The organism is Shewanella goraebulensis, from assembly GCF_030252245.1.
Classification (GTDB): Bacteria; Pseudomonadota; Gammaproteobacteria; order Enterobacterales; family Shewanellaceae; genus Shewanella; species Shewanella goraebulensis.
The window spans coordinates 1,285,212-1,309,517 of sequence record NZ_CP126972.1; the positions used below are offsets into that span (position 1 = coordinate 1,285,212).

Annotated in this window: 25 protein-coding genes; 9 read left to right on the forward strand and 16 right to left on the reverse strand. The window is 40.6% G+C overall.

Translation table 11 applies throughout. The features are described from left to right. Positions 1 to 266: 266 nt before the first annotated feature. From QPX86_RS05270 to QPX86_RS05280, 3 genes are all read right to left on the reverse strand, one after another. Positions 267 to 1,199, reverse strand: coding sequence for a dihydroorotate oxidase (locus QPX86_RS05270; protein WP_285164562.1), 933 nt, complete (start codon positions 1,197 to 1,199; stop codon positions 267 to 269). 248 nt (positions 1,200 to 1,447) lie between these two features. After that, entirely contained in the window at positions 1,448 to 2,179 is a 732-nt protein-coding gene (locus tag QPX86_RS05275; RefSeq protein ID WP_285164563.1) for an oxidative stress defense protein, read from the reverse strand. Between the two features lie 256 nt (positions 2,180 to 2,435). Then, positions 2,436 to 4,091, reverse strand: coding sequence for an amidohydrolase (locus QPX86_RS05280; protein WP_285164564.1), 1,656 nt, complete (start codon positions 4,089 to 4,091; stop codon positions 2,436 to 2,438). 279 nt (positions 4,092 to 4,370) lie between these two features. Between QPX86_RS05280 and QPX86_RS05285 the strand changes: the two genes are divergently transcribed. From QPX86_RS05285 to rimI, 9 genes are all read left to right on the forward strand, one after another. Then, positions 4,371 to 5,201 carry a GGDEF domain-containing protein gene (locus QPX86_RS05285; RefSeq protein ID WP_285164565.1) on the forward strand — a complete coding sequence of 277 codons (831 nt, stop codon included), beginning with the start codon at positions 4,371 to 4,373 and terminating at the stop codon, positions 5,199 to 5,201. Between the two features lie 141 nt (positions 5,202 to 5,342). Next, a complete protein-coding gene (locus QPX86_RS05290) occupies positions 5,343 to 5,753 on the forward strand; it encodes a TetR/AcrR family transcriptional regulator (protein WP_285164566.1) in 411 nt (136 codons plus the stop codon). Between the two features lie 294 nt (positions 5,754 to 6,047). Continuing rightward, on the forward strand, positions 6,048 to 7,808 hold the full coding sequence (locus QPX86_RS05295) for a pepsin-like aspartyl protease (RefSeq protein ID WP_285164567.1): 1,761 nt from the start codon (positions 6,048 to 6,050) through the stop codon (positions 7,806 to 7,808). 24 nt (positions 7,809 to 7,832) lie between these two features. Next, positions 7,833 to 8,330, forward strand: coding sequence for a GNAT family N-acetyltransferase (locus QPX86_RS05300; protein WP_285164568.1), 498 nt, complete (start codon positions 7,833 to 7,835; stop codon positions 8,328 to 8,330). A gap of 124 nt (positions 8,331 to 8,454) precedes the next feature. Beyond that, positions 8,455 to 9,243 carry an SAM-dependent methyltransferase gene (locus QPX86_RS05305; RefSeq protein ID WP_285164569.1) on the forward strand — a complete coding sequence of 263 codons (789 nt, stop codon included), beginning with the start codon at positions 8,455 to 8,457 and terminating at the stop codon, positions 9,241 to 9,243. A 102-nt stretch (positions 9,244 to 9,345) separates the two neighbouring features. Beyond that, positions 9,346 to 9,615, forward strand: coding sequence for a hypothetical protein (locus QPX86_RS05310; protein WP_285164570.1), 270 nt, complete (start codon positions 9,346 to 9,348; stop codon positions 9,613 to 9,615). A gap of 11 nt (positions 9,616 to 9,626) precedes the next feature. Continuing rightward, entirely contained in the window at positions 9,627 to 11,393 is a 1,767-nt protein-coding gene (locus tag QPX86_RS05315) for a sensor domain-containing diguanylate cyclase (RefSeq protein ID WP_285164571.1), read from the forward strand. A 221-nt stretch (positions 11,394 to 11,614) separates the two neighbouring features. After that, a complete protein-coding gene (locus QPX86_RS05320; protein WP_285164572.1) occupies positions 11,615 to 11,959 on the forward strand; it encodes a hypothetical protein in 345 nt (114 codons plus the stop codon). Beyond that, the gene (rimI, locus tag QPX86_RS05325; RefSeq protein ID WP_285164573.1) at positions 11,959 to 12,438 is read left to right on the forward strand and encodes a ribosomal protein S18-alanine N-acetyltransferase; all 480 of its coding nucleotides are present in this window, start codon (positions 11,959 to 11,961) and stop codon (positions 12,436 to 12,438) included. Before QPX86_RS05320 ends, rimI begins: the two co-directional genes overlap by 1 nt. 156 nt (positions 12,439 to 12,594) lie before the next feature. Here the strand turns inward: rimI and lipA are convergent, their stop codons facing one another. The 13 genes from lipA to QPX86_RS05390 all read right to left on the reverse strand — a co-directional run bounded on the left by lipA (position 12,595) and on the right by QPX86_RS05390 (position 24,297). Further along, a complete protein-coding gene (gene lipA, locus QPX86_RS05330; protein WP_220751377.1) occupies positions 12,595 to 13,560 on the reverse strand; it encodes a lipoyl synthase in 966 nt (321 codons plus the stop codon). Position 13,561: 1 nt separating this feature from the next. Beyond that, complete coding sequence (lipB, locus tag QPX86_RS05335; protein WP_220751379.1) at positions 13,562 to 14,212, reverse strand: lipoyl(octanoyl) transferase LipB; 651 nt, start codon at positions 14,210 to 14,212, stop codon at positions 13,562 to 13,564. A 93-nt stretch (positions 14,213 to 14,305) separates the two neighbouring features. After that, entirely contained in the window at positions 14,306 to 14,572 is a 267-nt protein-coding gene (gene ybeD, locus QPX86_RS05340; protein WP_220751381.1) for a DUF493 family protein YbeD, read from the reverse strand. Between the two features lie 162 nt (positions 14,573 to 14,734). Next, on the reverse strand, positions 14,735 to 15,913 hold the full coding sequence (locus QPX86_RS05345) for a serine hydrolase (RefSeq protein ID WP_220751383.1): 1,179 nt from the start codon (positions 15,911 to 15,913) through the stop codon (positions 14,735 to 14,737). Positions 15,914 to 16,187: 274 nt separating this feature from the next. Continuing rightward, entirely contained in the window at positions 16,188 to 17,012 is an 825-nt protein-coding gene (locus tag QPX86_RS05350; protein WP_285164574.1) for a septal ring lytic transglycosylase RlpA family protein, read from the reverse strand. A gap of 16 nt (positions 17,013 to 17,028) precedes the next feature. Continuing rightward, positions 17,029 to 18,039, reverse strand: coding sequence for a lytic murein transglycosylase B (gene mltB, locus QPX86_RS05355; RefSeq protein WP_285164575.1), 1,011 nt, complete (start codon positions 18,037 to 18,039; stop codon positions 17,029 to 17,031). A 105-nt stretch (positions 18,040 to 18,144) separates the two neighbouring features. Next, the gene (rodA, locus tag QPX86_RS05360) at positions 18,145 to 19,257 is read right to left on the reverse strand and encodes a rod shape-determining protein RodA (protein ID WP_220751389.1); all 1,113 of its coding nucleotides are present in this window, start codon (positions 19,255 to 19,257) and stop codon (positions 18,145 to 18,147) included. Further along, entirely contained in the window at positions 19,254 to 21,110 is a 1,857-nt protein-coding gene (mrdA, locus tag QPX86_RS05365) for a penicillin-binding protein 2 (protein WP_220751391.1), read from the reverse strand. The genes rodA and mrdA overlap by 4 nt, the downstream gene beginning before the upstream one ends. Before the next feature lie 94 nt (positions 21,111 to 21,204). Further along, the gene (gene rlmH, locus QPX86_RS05370) at positions 21,205 to 21,675 is read right to left on the reverse strand and encodes a 23S rRNA (pseudouridine(1915)-N(3))-methyltransferase RlmH (RefSeq protein WP_055025767.1); all 471 of its coding nucleotides are present in this window, start codon (positions 21,673 to 21,675) and stop codon (positions 21,205 to 21,207) included. Then, positions 21,675 to 22,004, reverse strand: a complete 330-nt coding sequence (rsfS, locus tag QPX86_RS05375) for a ribosome silencing factor (RefSeq protein ID WP_102528089.1) — start codon at positions 22,002 to 22,004, stop codon at positions 21,675 to 21,677. Before rsfS ends, rlmH begins: the two co-directional genes overlap by 1 nt. 99 nt (positions 22,005 to 22,103) lie before the next feature. Beyond that, on the reverse strand, positions 22,104 to 22,775 hold the full coding sequence (gene nadD, locus QPX86_RS05380) for a nicotinate (nicotinamide) nucleotide adenylyltransferase (RefSeq protein WP_285164576.1): 672 nt from the start codon (positions 22,773 to 22,775) through the stop codon (positions 22,104 to 22,106). After that, positions 22,772 to 23,803, reverse strand: coding sequence for a DNA polymerase III subunit delta (gene holA / locus QPX86_RS05385; protein ID WP_285164577.1), 1,032 nt, complete (start codon positions 23,801 to 23,803; stop codon positions 22,772 to 22,774). The genes nadD and holA overlap by 4 nt, the downstream gene beginning before the upstream one ends. After that, positions 23,803 to 24,297, reverse strand: a complete 495-nt coding sequence (locus QPX86_RS05390; RefSeq protein WP_220751683.1) for an LPS-assembly lipoprotein LptE — start codon at positions 24,295 to 24,297, stop codon at positions 23,803 to 23,805. The genes holA and QPX86_RS05390 overlap by 1 nt, the downstream gene beginning before the upstream one ends. Between the last annotated feature and the right edge of the window lie 9 nt (positions 24,298 to 24,306).

Here is a 24,306-nt window from a genome sequence, read left to right on the forward strand (position 1 = left end):
AATGAACAATAAAGTGATGAAGCTGTTAATTTATTTCAATATTAACAGTCTTGTAATTGATTAGGCATATTTTGTGGAATAATTTTTTAGCCTCACTAAGTTAGCAAGTGCTAATCAATATAAGGTGCTAGAGCTAACTTGATAGTAGTGATAACTGTGATATAGCTTAGGAAGGAATTTAACGCTGGGTTAGCTGAAGTGATGGTGATTAAAAAATAAAGCCAGCACAAATGATGTGTAGGCTTTATCGATGTCATAATTTAACGCTATAGAGGCTTCAATTTACCTTTTGCAGCATTAATGGTTAAGTAACCTTTATTTTGCATGAAGTCAGCAAGCTCTGTTTCAATTCGCTCAAAACAGCTTTCACCTTCTTTTTCAAAACAGGTGGCTATTTGAACCGCATCTGCGCCAGCGAGTAAGTATTCAAACGCATCGATACCAGTTTTAATTCCGCCCACACCAATGATTTGCACATCATCATCGAGTAATTCACGAAAGGCACGGACATTGGCTAAACCAATAGGTTTAATGTAATCACCGCATAAACCACCAAAACCGCCCTTAGGTTTGATAATGGGTTGCTCAGTATATGGGTCAATCACTAAGGTATTACCGATAGAGTTAATGCAAGTGATGAATTTAACGGGATACTTTTTAATGATATTGGCCGCAGCAATAAAATGTGACATATCAAAGTAGGGGGCTAACTTAATCCCGATTGGCTTATTGCCTAGCGCTGTAATAGCTGCAAGGGCTTTATCCGTTTGCTCAAAATCATAGGCAACTTGTGCTTTACCTGGGATGTTCGGGCATGAGAAGTTAACTTCAATTAAATCAACATCACTGTTTTGAAACGCACTGACCATTTCAATATTATCGTCAATACTGAAACCTGAAACGCTCACCACAACAGGTTTGCCTAAGGCTTTTAATTGCGGCACCATTTCTAAATAAGCTTTGTAACCTAAATTAGGCAATCCCATAGATTGGATAGAACCTAAAGGTAGGTTTTGGTATCTAGGCTCAGGGTTTCCTTCGCGTGATTCAATCGTGCAAGACTTTGTTACCACAGCAGCTGATGCTGAATGAGCAATAGTGTGCAGTTCATCCCAAGTAGTACATTTAGGGCCAGAGGCATTCATCAAATAACTGTCTAGCTGTATTCCAGCAATTTGAGTGGATAAATCGATTTTCATGAAGCGTCCTCTTGACTGAATTAGTATGGATAAAACAATACGACCGCTTTGTGGTGATAAGGGCTTATAGAAAGATTCACCGCCAAATTGCGCCATAGTTTATTCAGCAAGACAATAGAGACATTGATTAGAAACAAGAAAAAAGCAAAAGAGATAATAAAATTGTAATAGTGTTAACTAGAGCAAACAAACAAGATGGCCAGCATGGGCTAGGCCACCCTTTAATGTTGTTTAGGTGTGTTTATTAGCTATTTTAAACGATAAATAACCTCAACACGTTCTTGAACGCTGACCTCTCCGTATTGGTAGCTTTTAGCCATATCACTTTCCATAGCACTCATGCGCATCATGACAGGTTGGACTGGTCGTTGAGTTAAGTAACGGATTTCCCACACACCATCAAGTTCACGTTCAAAGCCTTGCGCTAATGATTGCGCCTTTTGTTTGGCATCTTTAATGGCAGCTTGTCTTGCTTGCTCAACGGCTTTGGTTTCATCTGATGATTTTAGGGCAATATTTTGCACTCGATTAATCCCTTCTTCTAAGGCGGAATCAAGAATGTCATTTAACTTAGCTAAATCTTTAACGCTTACGGTGACGTGCCTACTCGCATTATAACCTGTTAACTGTTTAGGTTGGTTTGATGGGTAGTGATATTGTGGCTGAATGTTTAGGTTAGCACTTTGAATATCTTGCTTATTTACCCCAGCTTGCTCTAAGCGTTTAATAAACTTAACCACTGCTTGATCAACTGCGGTTTTGGCTTCTTTGGCATTATCTTTACTTAAGTTCACTTGTACAGAAACTTCTGCCATATCGGGTGCGATATTGATTTGGCTAGTGCCAACGGTTTCTAAGTGTGGGAAATCATAATTAGCTGCAATGGCAGAATGGGTCGTTAAGCCAAAAAGAAGCCCTGATGCAAGCAAGGTGGTTAAGACAGTTTTTTTAAAAGAGTTGGCTTTAAATGAATAAGTCATAAATGCTCCAGCAATAATTGAAAGTGATTCGGTGTTATTGCTATAAACGGGAACAAATTTGGAAAGGGTTATTTATTTCATTTTTTATTTTAGTTTTTAACTAATAGATTCATCTAAGGACAAACAAGAGAGGGATGAGCCGACATAAGACTTAGCCTGTCGACTCATATAGGTAACTGTGTTGCCATGCCATCTTTTGAATAAGGAATGGTTTATGGATGATTATTGGCTGATTAATGGGTCGTTAATGGTTAGGTTAATACACTCGTTGGCCATTCACCCAAGTTTCACTGACCTTGGTTTTCCAAATATCTTCAGCAGGCACCGAAAAAATATCAGACTCGACTAAGATAAAGTCTGCTTTCATTCCAGGTATAAGTTGGCCAATCTCTTTGTCTTGATGAGCTGCAAAAGCGGCATTACTAGTAAAGCTGGCTAAGGCCTCAGTTAATGTCATGCTTTCTTTGCGATACCAGCCATCAAGCGGCTGATTATCATGATCTTGTCTGGTCACCGATGCATGTAAGCCATAAAAAGGGTTTGGCGATTCAATAGGGAAATCAGAGCCCGCAGCAATTACAGCGCCCGCATTAATGAGCTTTCTCCACGCATAAGCTCCTTCAATACGAGCGTTGCCAACTCTGTCTACCGCCATGTTTTTATCACTAGTAGCATGGGTTGCCTGCATTGAAGCAATAACATTAAGCTCTGAAAATCGTGAGATGTCACTGAGCTGCAACACTTGAGCATGTTCGATACGGTGACGTAAATGACGGCTTTTGCTGCTGGCAATTAACGATTGGTAATGGTCGAGTACAATCTGATTAGCATGATCGCCAATGGCATGGGTATTAACTTGAAAACCCGCTTTCATGGCCTTGTCAATGGTATCGCCAAGGGATTTTTTAGAATATAACAGCAATCCTTTATGGCCCTTTAAGTCGCTATAATCCTCAATTAATGCAGCGCCTCGGCTACCAAGTGCTCCATCGGCAGATATTTTTACACTGCTAATACGCAGTTTGTCAGTATTAATGCGATAAGGTCCAGCAGCCATCAATTGATCAAACTTTGCATCTTCGGCGTCTATCATGGCGTAAACTCGGATTGGTAATTTACTGCGTAAATCCAATGCTTGATACGCAGCTATAGTGTCAGATTGGATCCCTGCATCATGTACGCTGGTTAAGCCAAGTTTAGCTAACGAAATTAATGCCGTTTCTAATACGGTTTGTTGCTCTTCAATCGAAAGCTTTGGGATTTTATTTGTAATTAAACTCATCGCATTATCGATGAATACACCCGTTGGCTTACCATCTGCGTGACGCAGGATCTCACCACCTGCAGGGCTTACTGAATTGCTATTAATGCCTGCGATTTCCATTGCGGCTGTATTTGCCCAGCCTGCATGTCCATCAATTCGTACTAACCACACAGGTGTATTCGGGAAAACTTTGTCTAACGCATCAGCTGTTGGAAATTGCTTATTTGGCCATAGTACTTGGTTCCAGCCGCGACCTTGCACCCAGTTTAGTGACGATTGTTGCTGTCTAAATTTGTCAACGATACTCACAGCATCTTGCTCTGATTCACTGTCACGAAGTTGAGCTCGCATTAAGCTCAATCCATAACTCAATACATGTCCATGAGCATCAATTAAACCTGGTAACAAAGTGCGCCCTTGGCCATCAATATGTTGAATGTTGGCTTCGGTTTTATAAGGCAGGTTATCTTGCTCGGTATAAATTTTTTCGATGGTATCGTCATTAAATTGCAGCGCTCTGAATTGAACTAAGTTGCCATCTTGAAGGGTATAACCGTGAATGTTACTGATTAATTGGCTTTGGCTAAATGCAGGGGAACTAGCTAAACAGAAACAAGTGATAAGCAGCTTTTTGTAGGTATTTATCATGTTTTTAATCGGTCCATGTTCTTATTGTTTTGTCTTTCTTGTGTCGAACAATATCTAATTTTTGTTGTTGATTTTATGTTAACTGGTTTTTCAAATAAAAACGAGGGGCTAATTAATCGTGAGTTGAACAACATACGAGCTAGTAGAACGAAAGCAAATAGCTTTATAACTGCTACACTAAAATTCATAAAATACTGTGTGATTAAGCTGATATTCAAGTAAACATAGATTTTTTTAAAATAAAAATACTTTAGAGGTAAAGGTTGAATTGGAGAGGCTATGGATTTATTTGCATCAATATTAGTGCTCTTAGGCTTACTTGGGCTTTGCCTTGCTTTAAAGCCTGCTTACTTGATTTGTGCTTACTCTCAATTTAGTAGCAAAGGCTGGCTAACTTTACTGTTACTGATAACGCTGTTTATTGTGAGTTATTTAAGCTATTTATCATTACTGCTTAAAAACCAGGTAACGATTAACTTTATTCACTTGGTCGTGGCAGGGATCTTTTTTGCTGGTGGCTGGTTTGTTTATTTGGTCACTCATTTGAGTAAGCAAACCATTTCGAATATGGATATCTTACTGAAAGAGAAAAATCACCAAGCCAACCATGACTCACTTACAGGTTTACCCAATAGGCAGCAATATTATCGTCATATGGATAAAGTCATTGCCCAAAAGCCGGATTGTTTTTACTGCCTGATGCTCGATATTAATAATTTTAAAATGATTAACGACACCTTTGGGCATTCTGAGGGCGATCGAATTTTACAGATAGTGGCCGAACGGGTAGACAGTGTAATGCCAGAAGGTGCACTTGCTGCTCGGATTGGTGGAGATGAAATTGCGATTATTATTCCTGACCTAAAAGAGAAAGATATCTCCATTATTGCTAAAGATATAGAACAAGCCTTGTTAATCGATATTCCATGTTCAGGACATTTGATTGTTATTGGTGTCAGTATTGGTATTGCACAATATCCGAAAGATGGCCAAGACAGAAAGTCATTAATGAAAAATGCTGATATTGCGATGTATCATGCTAAGCGAAGCGAAATAGCCCACCAATATTACCAAGTCCATTTACCGTCATTACAAGTACCTCATTTATAGCTCGCAGCAGATGAAATATTCAGCTTGTCAATGAGTTGAACGATGAAATTGAGTGTAAATAAATAGAGGTTAACAAGAAACTATACAAGCGTTAATTCAGTTGTTATACAATGCGGTTCTCAAGTTTATTCAGAGATAATTATGACAACAGAACAGCGCTTACTGAATGCGGCAAAAGAGTTAATTAAAGAACAAGGTTTAATCAACTTTTCTATGTCGGACGTGCCAAGGGCTTGCGGATTATCTCGAGCTTGTTGTTATCAAAATTTTAGAGATAAAAACGAAATTCTAGCAGCGCTTTGTATTGAAGAAATTCAATTGAATATTCAAGTGATTAAAGAGCAGCGCTACCGTGATTTTGTCGGTACGTTTAGTATGGTTCTAAGACCAGTGATTTTTAATCATTTAAAAGTTAAAGATCAATTAGCGCTTGAGCATATTTTTGCTGAACTATTACTTTTGATAAACCAATTACCTGAAATTGAAGAGTTTAAGTTTTTAAAACGAGGTTGCGAGTTTATCGATATGGAAAGAATGCTGAACCCTCGCTAACTTTTGTTCAAGTATCTATAAGAAGCCTTATCCTGAAATTGCGATAAGGCTTTTTTATGCCTGCATATTTTGTGTTGGTTTCTTAGTATCGATTTGGCTCATTAGATTTACAGTCTCAAACAATTTTTCATGATGAATATTCTGTGTTTACTCATCTATTTCGTGACAAATGTTACATTGTTAATTTAAAGTAAAAGGCATAACGCAATGAATTGCCTGCTGTAAATTTGTTTTGTAGCTGTGCACCTATCGATAGCATTTCAAGTGTATCAATAGCAAGGAAGCAAAAGTTTAATGAGTGAGCAAGTCAAAAGTAGTGAAAGTGTAGCCAAGGAAACTGCTATAAAAGAAACGGCAATATTAGAAGAGCAAGCGCTAAATCAGCAAGCCGCCATTCAAGCCTCAAATGATGATCATCATCAACACCTATTAGGCCACTGTCATCACCATAATCAAATGCAACAACATCTAGATGATGTTAAGCAAGATGTTGCAGACGCTGTTGATGCTGTAGGCACAACGCTTAAAACCAACGCTGAACCAGAAATAGTATCTGAAATTGAACCCGCTAAAACTGCAACCCGCACAGTAAAATTACCCTTAGTAAATGTTTATGCCAAAGGTGGTTACTGCGTACAAATGCGCCTTGGCAGTGAAGGTAGCTTGGCTAATTTAATTGTTGATACCGGTAGCAGTACGCTTGTTGTAAAAAAGCAGGTGTATCAGCCCCATGAAGACCAATATCTACAATCTAGTCCTTTTGCCCAACAGGTCATATATGGCGCGGGTGGCTGGGATGGCCCATTAGTGCATACAAAGGTGAGTGTGAGTGAAGATGGTCTCAAGCACGACCCATTAGCTCAAGATTCTTTGGATGAAAATACCTCAACCCACGTCCCACATTTGAACTTAGCGCATCAGCCTTTATCACTTAACGATTGTCCTGTCGCGATTGTACCTTCATTACAGCAACAAAAAACGTTCGCAGATGCAGACGGTATTTTAGGTCTGGCGTATTATGGGCTTAATAAAAGCTATGATTTAACAGCCTACATCGAAAAACATAAAATTAAACCAGCCTCGACTTTTCCATGGCCTTTTTCAGAGCCAAACTCTGTGTGCCCAGCCCATTGCGAGCATGATGAAAAGAGCTGTGATGAAGCAGACGAGTCAGAGCGTTTTAGTGGCGAGGATTTAAAGCGTTTCAGAAAATTCTTGAAAAAACAGCCACAGCAGACCGTCGTACCTTATTTTACTCGCCTTAACAAAAATGGTTTAACGCACAATAAATTTGGCTTTTATTCAAAACGTTCGAGCATCCATATTGCTAAACAAGAGTATACCCAAGAGCAAATTGCAGCTGACCCACTTAACAAAGGCTGGTTAATATTGGGTGGGGGTAAAGAGCATACCGAGTTGTATCAGGGAAAGTTCAAAACCATCGATGTCATTCATAATCGTTATTACAACGTCAAACTGTATTCAATGCGGGTGGGTGAACAAGCAGAAGTAGAGGCTCCAGCATTACAAAGTCAGTATGTCGCATCCCATAAAAGTAACGCCATTATTGATACCGGCGTATCAGGTATTTTACTGACAGACTTGTTATACAAAGCCATGATGACTGGATTTAACAATGTTTCTAGTGACTTTGTAACGTTAGTCGAGCCATTCAAAGATATCAGTTTTCAAGAGAAAGGCATTGATATGGCCGAGCTATTTAAAGGCCGAGATATGACAGGCCATCATCCTGATGATTTAAGCCACTGGCCGACACTGCATTTTACATTTGACGGTGAAATCACCAACGAGTGCCCTGATTCAGAAAATGAAGTTATCGATAAAGCGATAACTGTCAGTTGTAAGCCAGAACATTATTGGCAACTCAACTCGCCAAGCCCAGGTAAAGCGTGTTTTAAAATAATAAGCCAGCTACCAAGCTGGCCAAATCAATGTTTATTAGGTTTACCGTTACTCAATGATTATTACGTGATATTTGACCGTTCAGCCCATGAAACTGGTGTAATCCGATTTGCAGAGCAAAAAAATTACTAATTCAATATTGGAGATGATTTTCAAATGCATGAATTTGAAACTGAAAGATTGTCTATGAGGTTGCTAAAAGCTGAAGATAAAGAGTTTTTTACAGGATTATATTGTGATCCTAAAACAATGAAACTTATAGCTAAACCTTTAACAGAAGAGCAATCTAATGTGATGTTTGAGAGGTCACTTACTCATATTGAAGGCGCGAATCCAAAAGAGTTAATTTGGGTAATAAGGGTGAAAGCAACGCAAGAGATAATTGGAATTCAAAATCTGTTTATTTTTGGTAAAAGCCCTGAAGATGCTGATGCAGGCTTAATTTTAACAAGAACCGCTCATGGAAAAGGTTATCCAAATGAGGCTACAGCTGCGGTTATGGATTATGGCTTAAAAAATTTAGGGATAAGAACTTTCCATACTAATTGTTCTGCTAGAAACTATGCGATCCAAAGAGTGATAAGAGCAATGGGATTTGTTGAGAGCACTGAGTCATCAGATGAACAAGTACACTATTTCAAAAACGTACAATAGAATTTTTTGTAATTGAATCACTTTCTGATACTAAGCCAAATAATTAGCTGGTTTACAATTTTAAAACCAAACCATAACTGTTATCTTACAGTTCGTTTGGAGTATATAATTAAATAGGGGACTTATGGCTGGAAGTTTGGCCTGTGTAGGTATTGGAATGACGCTAGGTGCACATATCTGCCCTTTAAGTAAAAGCTACATAGAACAAGCAGATGTCGTCTTTTCAGCCGTCTCCCATGGAATTACTGAGCTGTGGCTGCAAGAAATGCACCCTAATGTTCGTTCTTTACAGCAGTATTACCAAGAGGGGAAGTCGCGCCAAATAACCTACAACGAAATGGTTAATGCGATGATGACTGAAGTTAGGGCTGGTAAGAAAGTTGTGGGTGCTTTTTATGGTCACCCAGGGGTTTTTGCTCAGGCACCGCATAAGTCAATTGCAATGGCAAAAGCAGAAGGCTTTGCTGCAAAGATGATTCCAGGCATTTCAGCTGAAGATTGTTTGATTGCTGATTTAGGTATTGATCCTGGACGCTTTGGTTGTCAGCAATTTGAAGCCAGTCAGTTTATGTTTTATGAGCGTAAATATGACCCATCTTGTTATCTTATTTTGTGGCAAATAGGACTTGCTGGTGATCGCTCGTTGGCAAAGTTTTCAACGGGAGCTGCGCATCGACAAGTGCTAATTGAGTTGCTCGGCGAAGTTTACTCAATGGATCACCAAGTGATTCTGTATGAAGCAGCTGTATTACCAATTGATAAGATTCGAATAGAATCAGTTTCACTCAGTGACTTAAAACATGCTGATATTCACATGCATACCACTTTAGTGATCCCACCGAACCAAAAAATGAAGTTAAATGAAAAGCTTGTAGCACGTTTGGCTGAAATTGAGCAAGAATTAGCGCAGTAGGATATCGCGCAAATAAATAGTGTATTAGCATAAGTTTAATTGCTGCATTATAACTAAAATAACGTCGTTAAGTCGGCACTTTAGCAATCTTAAGGAGACAAGATGTCAAGTATTATCAAGTTATTAGAACGTATGGGGCAAGAATCAGGCTTAACAGAATCTGCAATCGAATTTGAAACAGCTATTACTGAGTCAAACTTAAATGAACAACTAAAACAAACTATGTTGAATAGAGATATTGTCGCTTTAGAAAAAGCGTTAGATATTTGCCCTGATGTTGTTTGTGTATTATTACCTGCTGATGAAGAGGAAGGTGAGGGCAATGAAGAAAAGCCATCTGAAGATAAGATAAAGATATCTGCTCAAGCGTAAAGTTAATATATATGATTAAATTGCTGTTAGTTTGTTTTTTTATTTCGTTTACTAGCCAAAGCCTAGCGAGTTCTGATGTCAAATTAGAAATTGATTCTTTACTAGCTAAGGCTGACGATCTGCGAAGTAAGGACCCACAGCAATTTAATGAATTAATTCTTAAATTAAATAGTTTAAATAATAATCTTTCTTCTAAACAAGAGGATTATCTCGAATACCTGAAAGGTTATCAATTAGCATTTAACGGTGACTTTAATCAAGCTGAATTAGTTTGGGAAAGAATAAGTGCTAAAGGCAGTACAACCGAAATTAAGTTTAGGTCTAATCTGTCCTTGATCAATATTTATGCATACACAAAAGAATGGAGCAAAGGGCTAAGCTTTTTAGAAGAAAACTTAAAAAATTTACATTTAATAAATAACCCTGAGTTAAGTCAATTAGGAATTTCAGCAGCAGCAATTTTTTATAATCAAATTGGCCAATATGAGTTAGGCTTAAAATTTGCGAATCAATTAGATAGTCTTATGCTAGAAGGCAGAAATCTATGTGTTGCTAGGCACCAAATTGCCGAGTCGAAGTTTCATTTGAAAATTTTGAAGCTTGGATCTGAAGATATAAATAACGCAATTGCTTCATGTTCATTAATCAATGAGCCTGTTTGGCAAAGTGCAATTCATACCTTTAGAGCTAGGTTAATGATAAATAATAAAGATTATAAATCGGCTTTAGAAGTTTTAACGAATAATGTTGTTGAAATTGAAAGAGTGAATTACATTCCAATTTTATCTCACTTCTATGCATTGATGGCCAAAGCCTATTTAGCAAATGATAATCAATTAAAAGCTAAAGTGTTCGGGCAAAAAAGCATTGAATTGACTGACGGTATGTCAAATACAGAATCTGAAGTAATTGCATATGATGTATTGTACAAAGTTTTACTAAATGAAGCTGATTACGAATCAGCTTTAATGTACTACATCAAGTTCGCAGAAGCTGACAAAGCTTACTTTGATGACCTAAAAACCAAATATCTCGCTTTCCAACTTGCGCAGCACAAAGCGGTTGAGCAAAAAGTCCAAATTGAATTGCTCAACAAACAGAATAAACTATTGCAAGCCAGTCAAAGACTATCGGAAAGTGAAACCGAGAATAACCGCTTGTTTATGGCGTTATTAATTATGGTCATCAGTTTGCTTGCTATTGCGGCCATTCGTTCAAACCGAAATCAGAAGCGCTTAAAACACTTAGCTGAGCATGATTCTCTCACTCAAATCTATAACCGTGGTCATTTCACCTCTGCCGCGCAAGATGCAATGCAAGCTTGCCAAATTAACCAAGATGATATTAGTTGTATCTTGTTTGATTTAGATAAATTTAAAACCATCAATGATAACTATGGCCATGCATGTGGTGATTGGGTGCTAAAAAATGTTGCCAGTACCTGTAAAAATATCGGCCGTAAAAATGACATTTTTGCCCGTCTTGGTGGTGAAGAGTTCTGTGTTATCTTGTCTCGGTGTGATGCGAATACAGCGATGAAAGTTGCAGAAGATTACCGGAAAGCGATTGCTGAGATTGATAGCGCGCCAAGTGGTAATACATTCCCGATAACAGCAAGTTTTGGGGTGACAGATAGTCGCCTGTCAGGTTACAGCCTAGAGGCGTTAACGGGACACGCTGATAATGCCATGTACCTTGCTAAAGATACTGGGCGTAATCAGGTGTGTAGCTACCGTGACGTGGTTGCAGCTGATGATTCAAATTCAGTGATAATTTAACGATGCAAATTTAGTCATTATTAAACTATGTATAGAGTTTGATTATGTAAAGCCAACCTTGACCCTGACTACTGTTCATAGATAAAGCGATTACGTTGAAAAGCGTCAATCGCTTTATTTTTGCTTAACAATCCTGTTGATGAACTGCTATTCTACTCATTCAAATATCTCGTTCGATTCTTGATCTCAATCATTCAAACATTTCGTTGTGGAGTATTCTTTTGGAAAAGTCAGCTTATTTAGATGCAATGGGTGTAACTCGTTGGCGTAGTGCTGATGCGAAAGGTAAACCCTATTTAATCATTCATGACAGTGACTCTGACATTAGCCAGAATCAATTAGTGTTAGCCGTTTTAGGCTTACTGGATATCGACGTTGCTGATTGTGATTTTGATACTGAAATGGTGAAAGGCATGCAAGTGGTTTGGGATATGCGTAAGTTACGAGTCCGCCCACGTGTCGCTTGGCTGGTGTCAACGCCTTTAACAGCGCTAGAAGTTAGCCATCAAGCTAAGCGTGAGTTATGGCAACAGATTTGTCAGCATAACGACAAGGTAGCGGCATAATGACAGATAATGGTTCGCTATTTTCTATTTCACCACTGACGCCTGAAAACGTTCAAGAGATGTATGCTGTCGAAAGCCAAGCGCATACTCACCCTTGGAGTTTAGTGAGCTTAGAAGGGTGTTTTGGTCACTTGTATCGGGTATTAGGTATTCATCAGCACAACAAGTTGTTAGGTTTTGCTATCGTGCAGCAGATAGTCGATGAAGCGACATTATTAGATATATGTGTTTCACCTATATCACAGGGGCAAGGTTTAGGAAAAAAGCTCCTGTTACAGGTACTTGCTGAAGCGAAAGCGTGTGATGCAGTCGTGATGATGCTTGAAGTGCGCGAGTCAAATATTGCTGCTAAATCCCTTTATGAAGCATTAGGTTTTGTGGAGTCTGGTAGACGTAAAAATTACTACCCTTGTGAGTTGAGTTTGAATGCTGCTGGCAAGGAAGATGCAATATTGATGGACTATTGCTGGCAAGATTAACGGAGTGCCGTTGGCAAGATTAACTTTATGGAGAGAAGCTGATTATTGCCTTGATGACGAGAGTCATGACTTCAATATTTAGACAATAAAAAACAGCGCCTAGGCGCTGTTTTTTTATTGGAAGAAGCTATCTAAATAGTTGCCAAAAGCATGAGTCTATTTAACTTCTTTACCTTGTGCTTGTAAGTCAGCATGGTAGCTAGAGCGAACAAGTGGGCCACAAGCTGCATGGGTAAAGCCAAGTTCATCAGCGAGTGCTTTTAATTCGTCAAATTCTGCTGGCGGTACATAACGTTCAACAGGTAAATGGAATTTAGATGGTTGTAAGTACTGGCCTAAAGTCAGCATTTCAACATCATGAGTTCGCAAGTCTCGTAGTACTTGAGCAATCTCTTCGTTGGTTTCACCCAAGCCCATCATTAAGCCCGATTTAGTCGGTACGTCTGGGTGACGCTCTTTAAAGCGTTTAAGCAAATCTAACGACCATTGATAGTTCGCACCTGGACGCGCTTTACGGTAATGCTTTGGCGCAGTCTCAAGGTTATGGTTGAACACATCTGGTGGCTCAGTGGCAATAATGTCTAAGGCAGCATCGATACGACCACGGAAATCAGGTACTAGAATCTCAATTTTGATATGCGGATTTAAAATACGGATTTCACGGATACAATCAGCAAAGTGCTGTGCGCCGCCATCACGTAAATCATCGCGGTCAACCGAGGTGATCACCACGTATTTAAGCTTCATGTCCTTGATGGTTTGGGCAAGCTTTTTAGGTTCTGCAGCATCAGGCTTGAGTGGGCGGCCGTGGGCAACGTCACAGAAAGGACAACGACGAGTACATATAGCACCTAAAATCATAAAGGTCGCTGTACCGTGGTTAAAACATTCAGCAAGGTTTGGGCAAGATGCCTCTTCACAAACTGAATGTAAGCCGTTTTTACGTAAAGCAGACTTAATTTCGGTAATACGCTGGTTTGATGCAGGTAACTTAACGCGTAACCAGTTTGGTTTGCGTAGCATGGTTTCTTTTTCAGAAGGAACCACTTTTACTGGAATACGTGCGACTTTTTCGGCATCACGCAGTTTTACGCCAGGTTGTAATCTTTCAGGCCTATTCATATTATTCTGCTAATCCTTGATGATGTACAAGTTCTTGGTAGCCCAATACTTTGCTTAATGTTTGAATCAGTTTTTCGCCAGCGTCTTCAACGGTTTGTGGGCCGCCTAATGCTTTGCATTGCACCATTTCAAGTCCTGCATAACCGCATGGGTTGATGCGCTGAAACGGTGCTAAATCCATATCGACATTGAGTGCGAGGCCGTGGAAAGAACAGCCTTTACGAATACGAAGTCCTAGAGAGGCAACTTTACGCTCATCAACATACACACCGGGTGCATCTGCTTTGGCGTAAGCGTTAACATCATACATTGCCAGCATATCAACAATACTTTGTTCAATATTGTTCACTAATTGTCTGACTCCGAGTTTACCGCGTTTTATGTCGATAAGTGGATAGACAACTAACTGGCCAGGTCCGTGGTAGGTCACTTGCCCGCCACGGTCGACTTGAATAACGGGAATATCACCAGGATTGAGGATGTGCTCGCTTTTGCCTGCTTGGCCTTGGGTGAATACGGGCGAGTGTTCAACAATCCATAATTCGTCGTTGCTGTCGCTGTCACGATTATCGGTATAAGCCTGCATGGCATGCCACACTGATTCGTAATCTTGACGGCCAAGATGTCTGATATGTAACGCTTGAGTTTGCAAGGGCAACCTCTCCCCTCAAAAAAGTTGGCTTATTATACGCACCTAACACCAAAATGACATCAAAGCGTTAGGTGGATCACATTTTATTGGTGATTAAAGTACGCGATTAACGCCTTCAATGGCAGCAAGGTCGGTATAAACTTTTTCGATATGCTCTTTGCTTGTCACTGTGATGCGGATTGAAATCGCATAATAAGTGCCTTTGCTTGAAGATTTTACAGTTGGTGCATAATCACCTGGAGCAAGTTGTTGAGCAACAGCGACAATGCGATCAGCAAGGGTATCATCTGCTGCGCCAATGACTTTGAATGGGCAAGAATTCGGAAATTCCATAAGTTCGCCAAAGTTTGTATTTAACATGTGTTTGCTCTCTGCAGTTGTAATATGTGCTATCTGTTCTATATGGGGTAATTATACTGTAATACAAGGCCTATAACACAGAGTCTGTGTATTTATCCTTAGCGCAAAAAATTAAAGCTACCCAAAGGTAGCTTTAATTATCTGATTAATCGCGGGTATAGCTTAACTAAACCAGCCTTCAAACATTTGCTTGAAGTAATCCATTAACTTACTGAACCAGCTACCTTCGTTAACTTCGTTAAGGGTAACCAGTGGGAACTCAGCAATGTCTTTTCCGTTAAGTTGGAAGAAGATACGGCCAACCGTTTCACCTTTAGCTAATGGTGCTGTTAGCGGCTTAGTTAACTCAAAGTTTGCTTCTAAGTTTTTAGCTTGACCACGATTGATAGTAATAGGCGTATCAGTAACCACACCTAAATCGACGGTTTCACGATCGCCATACCAGATTTTTTGAGTTACAAAGGTGTCACCCGCTTTATAAGGGGTAATGGTTTCGAAGAATCGGAATCCGTAGTTTAGTAGCTTTTTACTTTCAGCTTTACGAGCTGACTCACTGCCCGTACCCATAACAACAGTGATCAAACGCATGCCATCATTGGTTGCAGAAGAGACTAGGTTATATCCAGCGCCTGAAGTGTGGCCTGTTTTAATACCATCAACATTTAAACTGCTGTCCCATAGTAAGCCGTTACGGTTGTATTGTTTAATACCGTTAAAGGTAAATGATTTTTCAGAGTAAACACGGTATTCATCTGGCACGTCGCGGATTAAGGCTGCACCTAATAATGCCATGTCGTATGCGGTTGTTTTGTGGTTGTCAGAATCTAAACCATGTGAGTTTTCAAAATAACTTTGGGTCATACCAAGCTGTTTTGACCATGAGTTCATTAAATCAACAAAGCCATCTTCGGTACCGGCAATATGCTCAGCCATTGCAACACAGGCATCGTTACCTGATTGAATGATGATGCCTCGGTTAAGATCTTCAACGGTGACTTTTTTACCTACTTCGATAAACATTTTTGAAGAATCTGGGAAGTTTTTAGACCAAGCTTTTTTACTGATGGTCACTTCATCTTCTAATGAAATGTTACCGACCTTAACTTCATGGCCAATTACGTAGCTGGTCATCATTTTAGTTAAGCTGGCTGGGTTTAGAGATTCGTATGCATTGCTTTCAGCGATAACGCGGCCTGAGTTGTAATCCATCAAAACGTAAGCTTTAGCGGCTACTGTTGGCGCATTAGGCATAACCATGGGTGCGTTGGCTGCTTGAGAAGAAAAAGATACAGCGGAAAGCAGCAGCAAAGATTTAAGCGGAGTGTTTACAATATTCTTCATTGAGTTGCACATCTCTGGTTAGTCATGAAAGAGGTAAGTCGTTTATAAAATATTTAATGATATTACAGCGAGTTAAATAATAAGTAGCTAACTAGTTCAGCTGATTTACATAGTTAAACGACACAATTAAAAAGATTATATCATTAGTCGACCTCAATTTGGCATTAAGGTTCCTTAACACAGGCTATTTACTGGGGTCGACTGGTTATCTTTACATTCTTTTAGTTATGCTATTTAAGTCAACTAGCACAACTGAGCGATACAAGTTTAGCGGTTACTTTTTGGTTGGCGTCCTTAAGTAACTTTGTGGGTAGCCATCTTGTTTGATTTGCAGTAACAGTTTATTAGCTAGGTAGCTTTGACCGATTGGACCCAGTAATAAGCGATAAAAACCGTTAGCCGATTCAACAATGGCTGGCACGTTATATTTTGCTTCAAACTCTTTGGCTAACACATTGATCCTGACTTGATCTTTAGAGGCAACCACTTGAATAATATGCACACTGTCGTCTTTGAGCTCATCTAATGCCATCGACTCAGGTGATTCAATGTGGATTGTCTCAATGTTGACCTTTGCTGTACCACTGCCAAGCATATCTAGCTTATAAGCTGCGGCATAAGATAAGTCGATAATACGGCCTTCATGAAATGGGCCGCGGTCATTCACGCGAACGATAACTTGTTTGTTGTTTGCTTCATTAGTGACTTTGACATAACTAGGTAAAGGTAACGTTTTGTGGGCCGCTGACATTGAGTACATGTCATAGGTTTCGCCATTTGAGGTTAAGTGACCGTGAAACTTTGACCCATACCAAGATGCATAACCACTTTGGCTGAAGTCTTTTGCCGTTGGCATAACGGTATAAGATTTACCACGAACTGTGTAGGTGCGCTTATTACCTTGGCGGCTGTAAGGCTCGTATTTAGGATGTGCGTCTTCAACCTTGCTTACGTCGGGTGCACTTTGCGGCGCACGGTCATTTTTCATTTGATAACGATCATCTTGACTGGATGAAGGTGAACTTGAGCAGGCACTTAGTAGCCCAAGTACACTGACAACAGTCAAACCAATGGTGACTTTTTTCAGTTTCAGTTGCATTGATGAATTCATCACATTATTTAGCATGATATGCGGCTTCTAACTGTTGGCTGAATTGGTATACCGCCATCGCATATAACGGACTGCGGTTGTAGCGAGTAATGACATAAAAGTTATTTAAACCTAACCAGTATTCAGTGGCTTCTGGTTGTTCTAGTTTAACTAATAACGCTCGTTGGGAGGCGTCAATGTCTTTTGCTTTTGCTAAGCTCAATGTCGGCGATAATATGTCGGCAACGGTTTGAGTTGGTTTACCTTTAACCCAGACTTTCGCTTTAGGTGCTGTTTCAACAGTGTGGTTTAACTCTAAAGTGACTGGTGCGCCGCGTTGCCATCCATGTTGGTGGAAGTAGTTAGCGACACTGCCGATGGCATCTTCTTTGTTATTGAGTAAATCACGGCGACCGTCACCACTGAAGTCAACAGCGTAATGGCGGTAGCTTGATGGAATAAATTGACCAAAGCCCATAGCACCGGCGTATGAGCCTTTTAAACTGTCGTTATCTAATTGTTCTTCTTTGACCAATGACATTAAGTTGCCAAACTCACTGCGGAAAAACGTCGCTCTTGGCGGGTAATAAAATCCGAGTGTATACAAAGCATCTTGAACTTTGTAGTTGCCCATATAGCCACCGTAATAGGTTTCGATACCGATAATGGCAACAATAATTTGTGGATCAACTTGAAACTTATCGGCAGCCTTTTTAATCGTTTCTGCATTGTCATGCCAAAAAGCTAAACCTTTTTCTAAGCGTTTGTCGGTCAGAAATATTGGATAATACTGGTGCCAAGGTTTGGCTTCCCAAGGCTTTGAAATGGCATCTAATACCGCTTGATTATGGTTAGCTGTTTGCAGAAATTCAGTGACTTCTTTTTCTGAGAAGCCTTTGCCGACTTGTTCTGTAATGAATGCTTGCTTAAGTGCGGTAACTTCAGGGCTGTCTGCTGAGTTTGTTTCGGCTGCTTGAATACTAGAGCAACTTAATAATAAGGCTAAACCTGCAGCGAATGTCGTTTTTAAATGCATTAACAATCCTTTTGTTATCTTTGGTTTCATTATTTTAGTTTCATTATCTGAGCTTTATTTTAGCTCTTTATTGAAAGAGCCAATTCAGAATATACAGGGTAATACTTAACGGTCTATGAAACGCCTATGAGTATGAATACTCATTAATATGCCAAAGCCTATCATCAGAGTCATCATCGATGTTCCACCATAACTGACTAATGGCAGTGGTACACCTACAACGGGTAATAAGCCTGAGACCATTCCAATGTTCACGAATATATAAACGAAGAAGGTCAAGGTAATACTGCCAGCTAGTAATCGTGCAAAACTGGTTTGTGCGCGCGAGGCAATGACTAAGCCGCGACCAATAATATACATGTACAAAGCAAGTAGGATTAAGCTTCCAATCAAACCAAACTCTTCACCAATCACGGCAAAAATAAAGTCGGTGTGCCTTTCTGGCAAAAACTCTAACTGAGACTGCGAGCCTTGTAGCCAACCTTTACCCCATAAGCCGCCTGAACCAATCGCGATTTTAGATTGAATAATATGATAACCAGCGCCGAGCGGGTCGCGCTCAGGATCGAACAAAGTCATTACTCGTGTTCGTTGATAATCATGCATTAAGAAAAACCATAATATCGGCAGTAATGCCAACACTGCAGCTACACAGGAACCGACAATGACCCAGCTCATACCTGATAAAAACAGCACAAAAACACCTGAGGCGGCAACCAAAATAGATGTACCTAAATCAGGTTGTTTAGCAATTAATAGGGTAGGGATTAATAGGATAATTAATCCCCCTGCTAAATGGCGTTTTTTAGGCGGCAGTGGGAATTTACTGATATACCACGCCATGGTGATAGGGAATGCCAGTTTAATCAACTCCGATGGCTGAAACTCCATAAACCCAAGGTTTAACCAGCGTTGCGCCCCTTTATTAATGGTGCCAAAAAAGTGCACCCCAAGTAATAGTATGATGCCTGCAATATAGATAGGCAGTGCCCACCGCCTGAGGATTTCAGGGTTAATTTGGGCAAACACAAACATGACACACAGCGATAAGCTTAAGCGAACAAGCTGCCTTTCCATCATGGCGGCATCTTCGCCACTGGCTGAATAAATGACAAACAGGCCAAATACCATTAAAGCCAGTAAGCCTAATAGCAGCGGCAAGTCTATGTGTAGCTTTTGCCAAATGTTCTTTTTATGGGGGTGGTGTGATGCATTCATTCTGCCACCAACCATTCGTCACGTAACATATATTCGTCCAGTAAAGCGCGGGCAACAGGGCCTGCGTTAACGCCACCCCAACCCGCATTTTCTAATACTACTGCGAGTACAATTTTGGGGTTTTCGTATGGGGCGTAAGCAATAATTAATGCGTTATCTCGTAAATGCTCGGCAACGGTTTCTGAGTCATATTTTGCATCTTGAGCAACACTGAATACCTGAGCAGTACCGGTTTTCATTGCCGCAGTATAGGATGCATCAGTAAAGCGAGATTTGTCGGCAGTGCGGCGCATGGCTTCGTTGATGATTTCCCAGTTGTTATCGTCATTGAGTTTGATGGGCTCTCGTTCATCGATTGGCGTTTCGATTTTAGAGGTTTCATCTTTGAATGATTTTAATAAATGAGGCGTAAAGCGCTGACCATGGTTAGCTAAAATAGTGGCAGCATTGGTAAGCTGTAGTGGCGTTGTGGTCCAATAACCTTGTCCAATACCCACTGAAATCGTATCACCAATATACCAAGGTTGGTTGTAACGCATGCGTTTCCAATCTTTGGACGGCATGATGCCATTAGCTTCTTCATAAATGTCGATACCACTTGACTCACCAAAGCCAAACTTGGACATAAAGGCTGCCATTTTATCGACACCTACTTTATAAGCTAAGTCGTAAAAGAAAGTATCGCAGGAATCCATAATTGAGCTGTAAACATCAACCCAGCCGTGCCCCCAACGCTTCCAGTCTCGGTATTTACGTTCTACGTTAGGAATTTGCCAAAAACCAGGGTCCCAAATACGGGTCTTTTCGGTAATGGTTTTCTCTTCGAGTCCTAGTAACGCAACATGCGGTTTAATGGTTGATGCTGGCGAATATTGGCCTTGTGTAGCTCGGTTAATTAGCGGTCTAGATTTGTCATTTAGTAGGGCGCTATAGGCTTTAGAGCTAATACCATGAACAAAGAGGTTAGGGTCGTAAGTCGGACTTGATACCATGGCTAATACGCCACCATCTTGGGGATCGATAGCGACAACAGAGCCGCGGCGACCATCTAATAGCTCCATGGCTTTTTGCTGCAGTTTTAAATCTAAGGTGAGGTAAATGTCTTGCCCAGGCGTTGGCGGAGTCGCTTTTAATGTGCGAATGACACGGCCGCGGTTATTGACCTCTTCTTCTAAGTGGCCAGGTTTGCCTAGCAATAAGGACTCATAAAACTTTTCAATGCCCTGCTTACCAATGTCATTGGTGGCAGCGTAATTTTTCCATTGACCAGATTTTTCAAGCGAGGTTCTGTCACGGGCATTAATTTTACCGACATAGCCGAGCACATGGGTCATGAGCCCTTCGTAAGGGTAATGTCGCTTTAGGCCTGCTTCGACTCTAAAACCTGGGAACTGGTGCTGATTAACACTAAAGGTCGCCACTTGTTCTTCAGTTAAGCGAGATTTAATCGTCAAAGGTTTGAAGCGCCGGTGGTATCGAAGCCTTTCGGTAATGGTTTCACGCTCATCTGCACTTAACTCAATATACTCGTTAAGCTTGTCTAGCGATGCGCTAATGTCTTCGGTTTTTTCAGGAATGACTTCAAGAGTATAAAATGGCTGGTTTTCTGCGAGTAATTGCCCGTGACGGTCATAAATGAGCCCACGACTTGGCGCGACAGGTACTACACGGATACGGTTATCGTTTGAGCGAGTTTCATAATCTTGAAACGAGACGACTTGCAACTGATACAAGTTGGAAAGCAAGATACTGATTAGAATAAACACGCACAGGAAAGTAAACAAAGCACGACGTTTGAATAGCGACGCCTCGGCAGCGTGGTCGTGCATGGCAATGCGCTTTTTTGGCGACACTTGAGCTTTCTCCGATAGGGTTCAGGCTGACAAATTCAGCTTAGCTATATTAGCTGAATTAACTTCACTTTTACCAGAGGTTTACCATTAAGGGTTATTCTCTGTGGTAGGGATGGTTGTTATTTATGCTCCAAGCACGATAAAGGCTTTCGGCAACCAAAACTCTTACTAATGGATGGGGGAGCGTAAGGGCTGATAAACACCAACTTTGACTAGCGGCGGCTTTGCAATCTGGTGCAAGACCTTCAGGACCGCCAATCAATAAACTGACATCGCGGCCATCAAGTTGCCATTTACTGAGCTGCTGAGCAAGCTGGGGTGTTTCCCAGTTCTTGCCTGGCAAGTCTAGGCTTACAATGTGATTGCCTTTGGGTACAGCTGCTAGCATGAGTTCGCCTTCTTTTTGAAGAATGCGTGCTATATCAGCATTTTTACCGCGCTTTCCTGCTGGGATCTCTATAAGTTCTAACGCCATATCTCGAGGAAATCGGCGTTGGTACTCTTCAAACCCGCGGGTGACCCAATCTGGCATCTTAGTGCCAACAGCAATCAGTTGTAACTTCATTAGGCGTCGTTTTCAGTCCATAGCTTTTCTAGGTCATAAAATTCGCGTGTTTGCTGCTGCATCACGTGTAAAATTACGCCACCTAGATCAACGAGTACCCATTCACTGCTATCACGGCCTTCAACACCTAAAGGTTGGTTGCCAGCAGTTTTAGCTTCAACAATCATGTTTTCGGCGATTGCACGAACATGAGTTTTTGATGTACCAGAACAAATTACCATGTAATCAGTAATGTGTGATTGGTTTGCCACGTCTAATACCACAACGTCTTTGGCTTTTAGGTCGTCAATCTTATCGACAACAAAATCTTTTAATTCCGTGCTCTGCACGTCACTTACCTCAATATGTAAAAATAACGGAGCATTATACGCAAAATACCCTAGCTAGCGCAATTGAAGCCGTGTTCAATTAAGCATCTAAAATCGGTTTTACTTATTTTGATACAGATGATGTTCGAAAATGTACTCTTGGATCACATTTGGCACCATGTGAGAGATTTCTGAAATGTTTGTCGTTTCTGCTGCGGGAGTAGAACTCAAATTTCTTTGCCCACCTTGATAGAGGATATGTCGAATTTCAGTTGATGAGATGTCTTGCAAACTAACGTCGATAGGAAAAATTTTGCCTGTCTTGGCCAACGTTGAAACAGCCATGTTTTGCTCGAGTATTTCTGCCATCGGACTGGTTTTATCTAATTGCCAACCTGGGCGCTGGCATACAACTATATTGCACAATTTCAATATTGACTGCCATTGGTACCATGATTGAAATTGGATAAATGAGTCTGTACCCATGATGAAATAAAACTGGTGCAGTGGATATTGCTCACTAAGTATCTGTAAGGTTGTAGCACTGTAGGAGGGCATATCACGATTAATTTCTATATCGCATACTTCAAATTCGTCATACTGCTGACTAATCAATTCCACCATGGTAAGTCGATGCTGGCTGCTGACTTGGGTGGTTTGTTTGTGCGGTGGAATATGATTCGGCATTAACCAGATTTTATCGAGCTCTAGGCGTTGCTGAACTTCTAAAGCGGGTTTGATATGGCCATAGTGAATCGGGTCAAAGGTGCCACCGAGCAAACCAATTTTCATGTTTGAAGCTCGATATGGGCTAAACGTCGGTGTGCATTTGGGTCAAACAATAAACATAAATGGCTCATGGCTGTCCAATCTTCGATGCCATGCTGTTTTAGATTCATTTCCATTTTTGAAGCAAATGCCAGCATGTGTTCGATTTGATTAAGGGTTAAGCGTGTTAGTGCCGCTTGATATAAAGGTTTACGTTTATCCCAAATGCGATGTTGTTGCCATAAGCTATTTAGCTGGGCGCCTTGCTTAACAGCAGTTTTTAGATTCAACATTACATTGAGTTCTTTAAACAATGCCCACATTAAAATTGGCATGGCTGTGCCTTCACCATTTAGCTGCACAATCATGTGTTGTGCATGTTTTTGATGATTAGCCAGTAACGCGTCGGTGAGCTGGAAAACGGTAAAGCGTGATTGGTCTTCAAAGTAATCGGTTAAATTGTCACTATGAATGGGCTCATTGGGGCTTAATAATTGCAGTAACTGCAATGCTTGCTCTGCAGCTAACAAGTTACCTTCAAACAAGTTAAACAGCATGGCTTTAGCGTCCATCTGCACGTGTAACTTGTAATGCTGAATTCGATTGTCTAACCAGCGCTGAAATTGCTTCCCTTCAGGGGTAGTACATGGCAAATAAATACCCGCTGCATCAAGCGTTTTAAACCATTTACTTTTGGTTTCGGCTGAAAGCTTTGGGCCATGGATTAACAAAATGATGTCAGGATTCGGATTTTGCATCATTGAAATAAATGCGGCCGAGCCCTCAGTGCCTGGTTTTGCTTGAGGTAAGGTCAGTTCAATAATGCGACGGCTGGCAAACAAGCTCATTGATTGCCATTCTTGAATTAAGTCGTTCCAGCTAAACCCGGTTTCTTGGGTTAAATGAACGCGTTCATCAAAGCCATGCTTTTTAGCGGCTGCTAAGATTTGGCCTTTACAGTTTTCAATAAGCCAAGGGTCATCGCCAAATAACAGATAGCAACCTTGCGGATTTTTTAAGTGTTGGCTTATTTGGTCTGGATAAACCCGCATTAATCCACCTCAATAGAGGCCAGAGTTTGAATGATATTGTCAGCGGCTTGAATGCGCATTTCTTTTACCAACATATCCATTTCACGACTTTTTGCTAAAGCTGTTCGGGGATCGTCTTGGTAGTCGCGACGGATCTCTGTTTGGAATGTTTGTGGTTCAGACCCAGGCAATGTGACGGAGTAATTAACCAAGTAGATTAATTCATATTCAGCGACGTTACCTGTTGGATACAAAGACAAGGTCGCACGCTCAAGTGAGTCGTTTACAAGTCTGAGTGTTGGAGTGGTATCAGATGCGGCAACGGTTGAAATGGCATGAATACGCAATCTGTCATTCACTAGTCGAGAAAGCTCACTGTATTGATCGTTAGTGCTTAAGTGTAATTCTTCAAGCTCTGCCGGAATAGAATAACTGCGTTGTAATTTAAAGCCGCAACCTGCAGTGGTTAGAATAACCAGCGCCATCATTGCCAAGCTAATGCGTTTTACTAGCATCACTGTTAT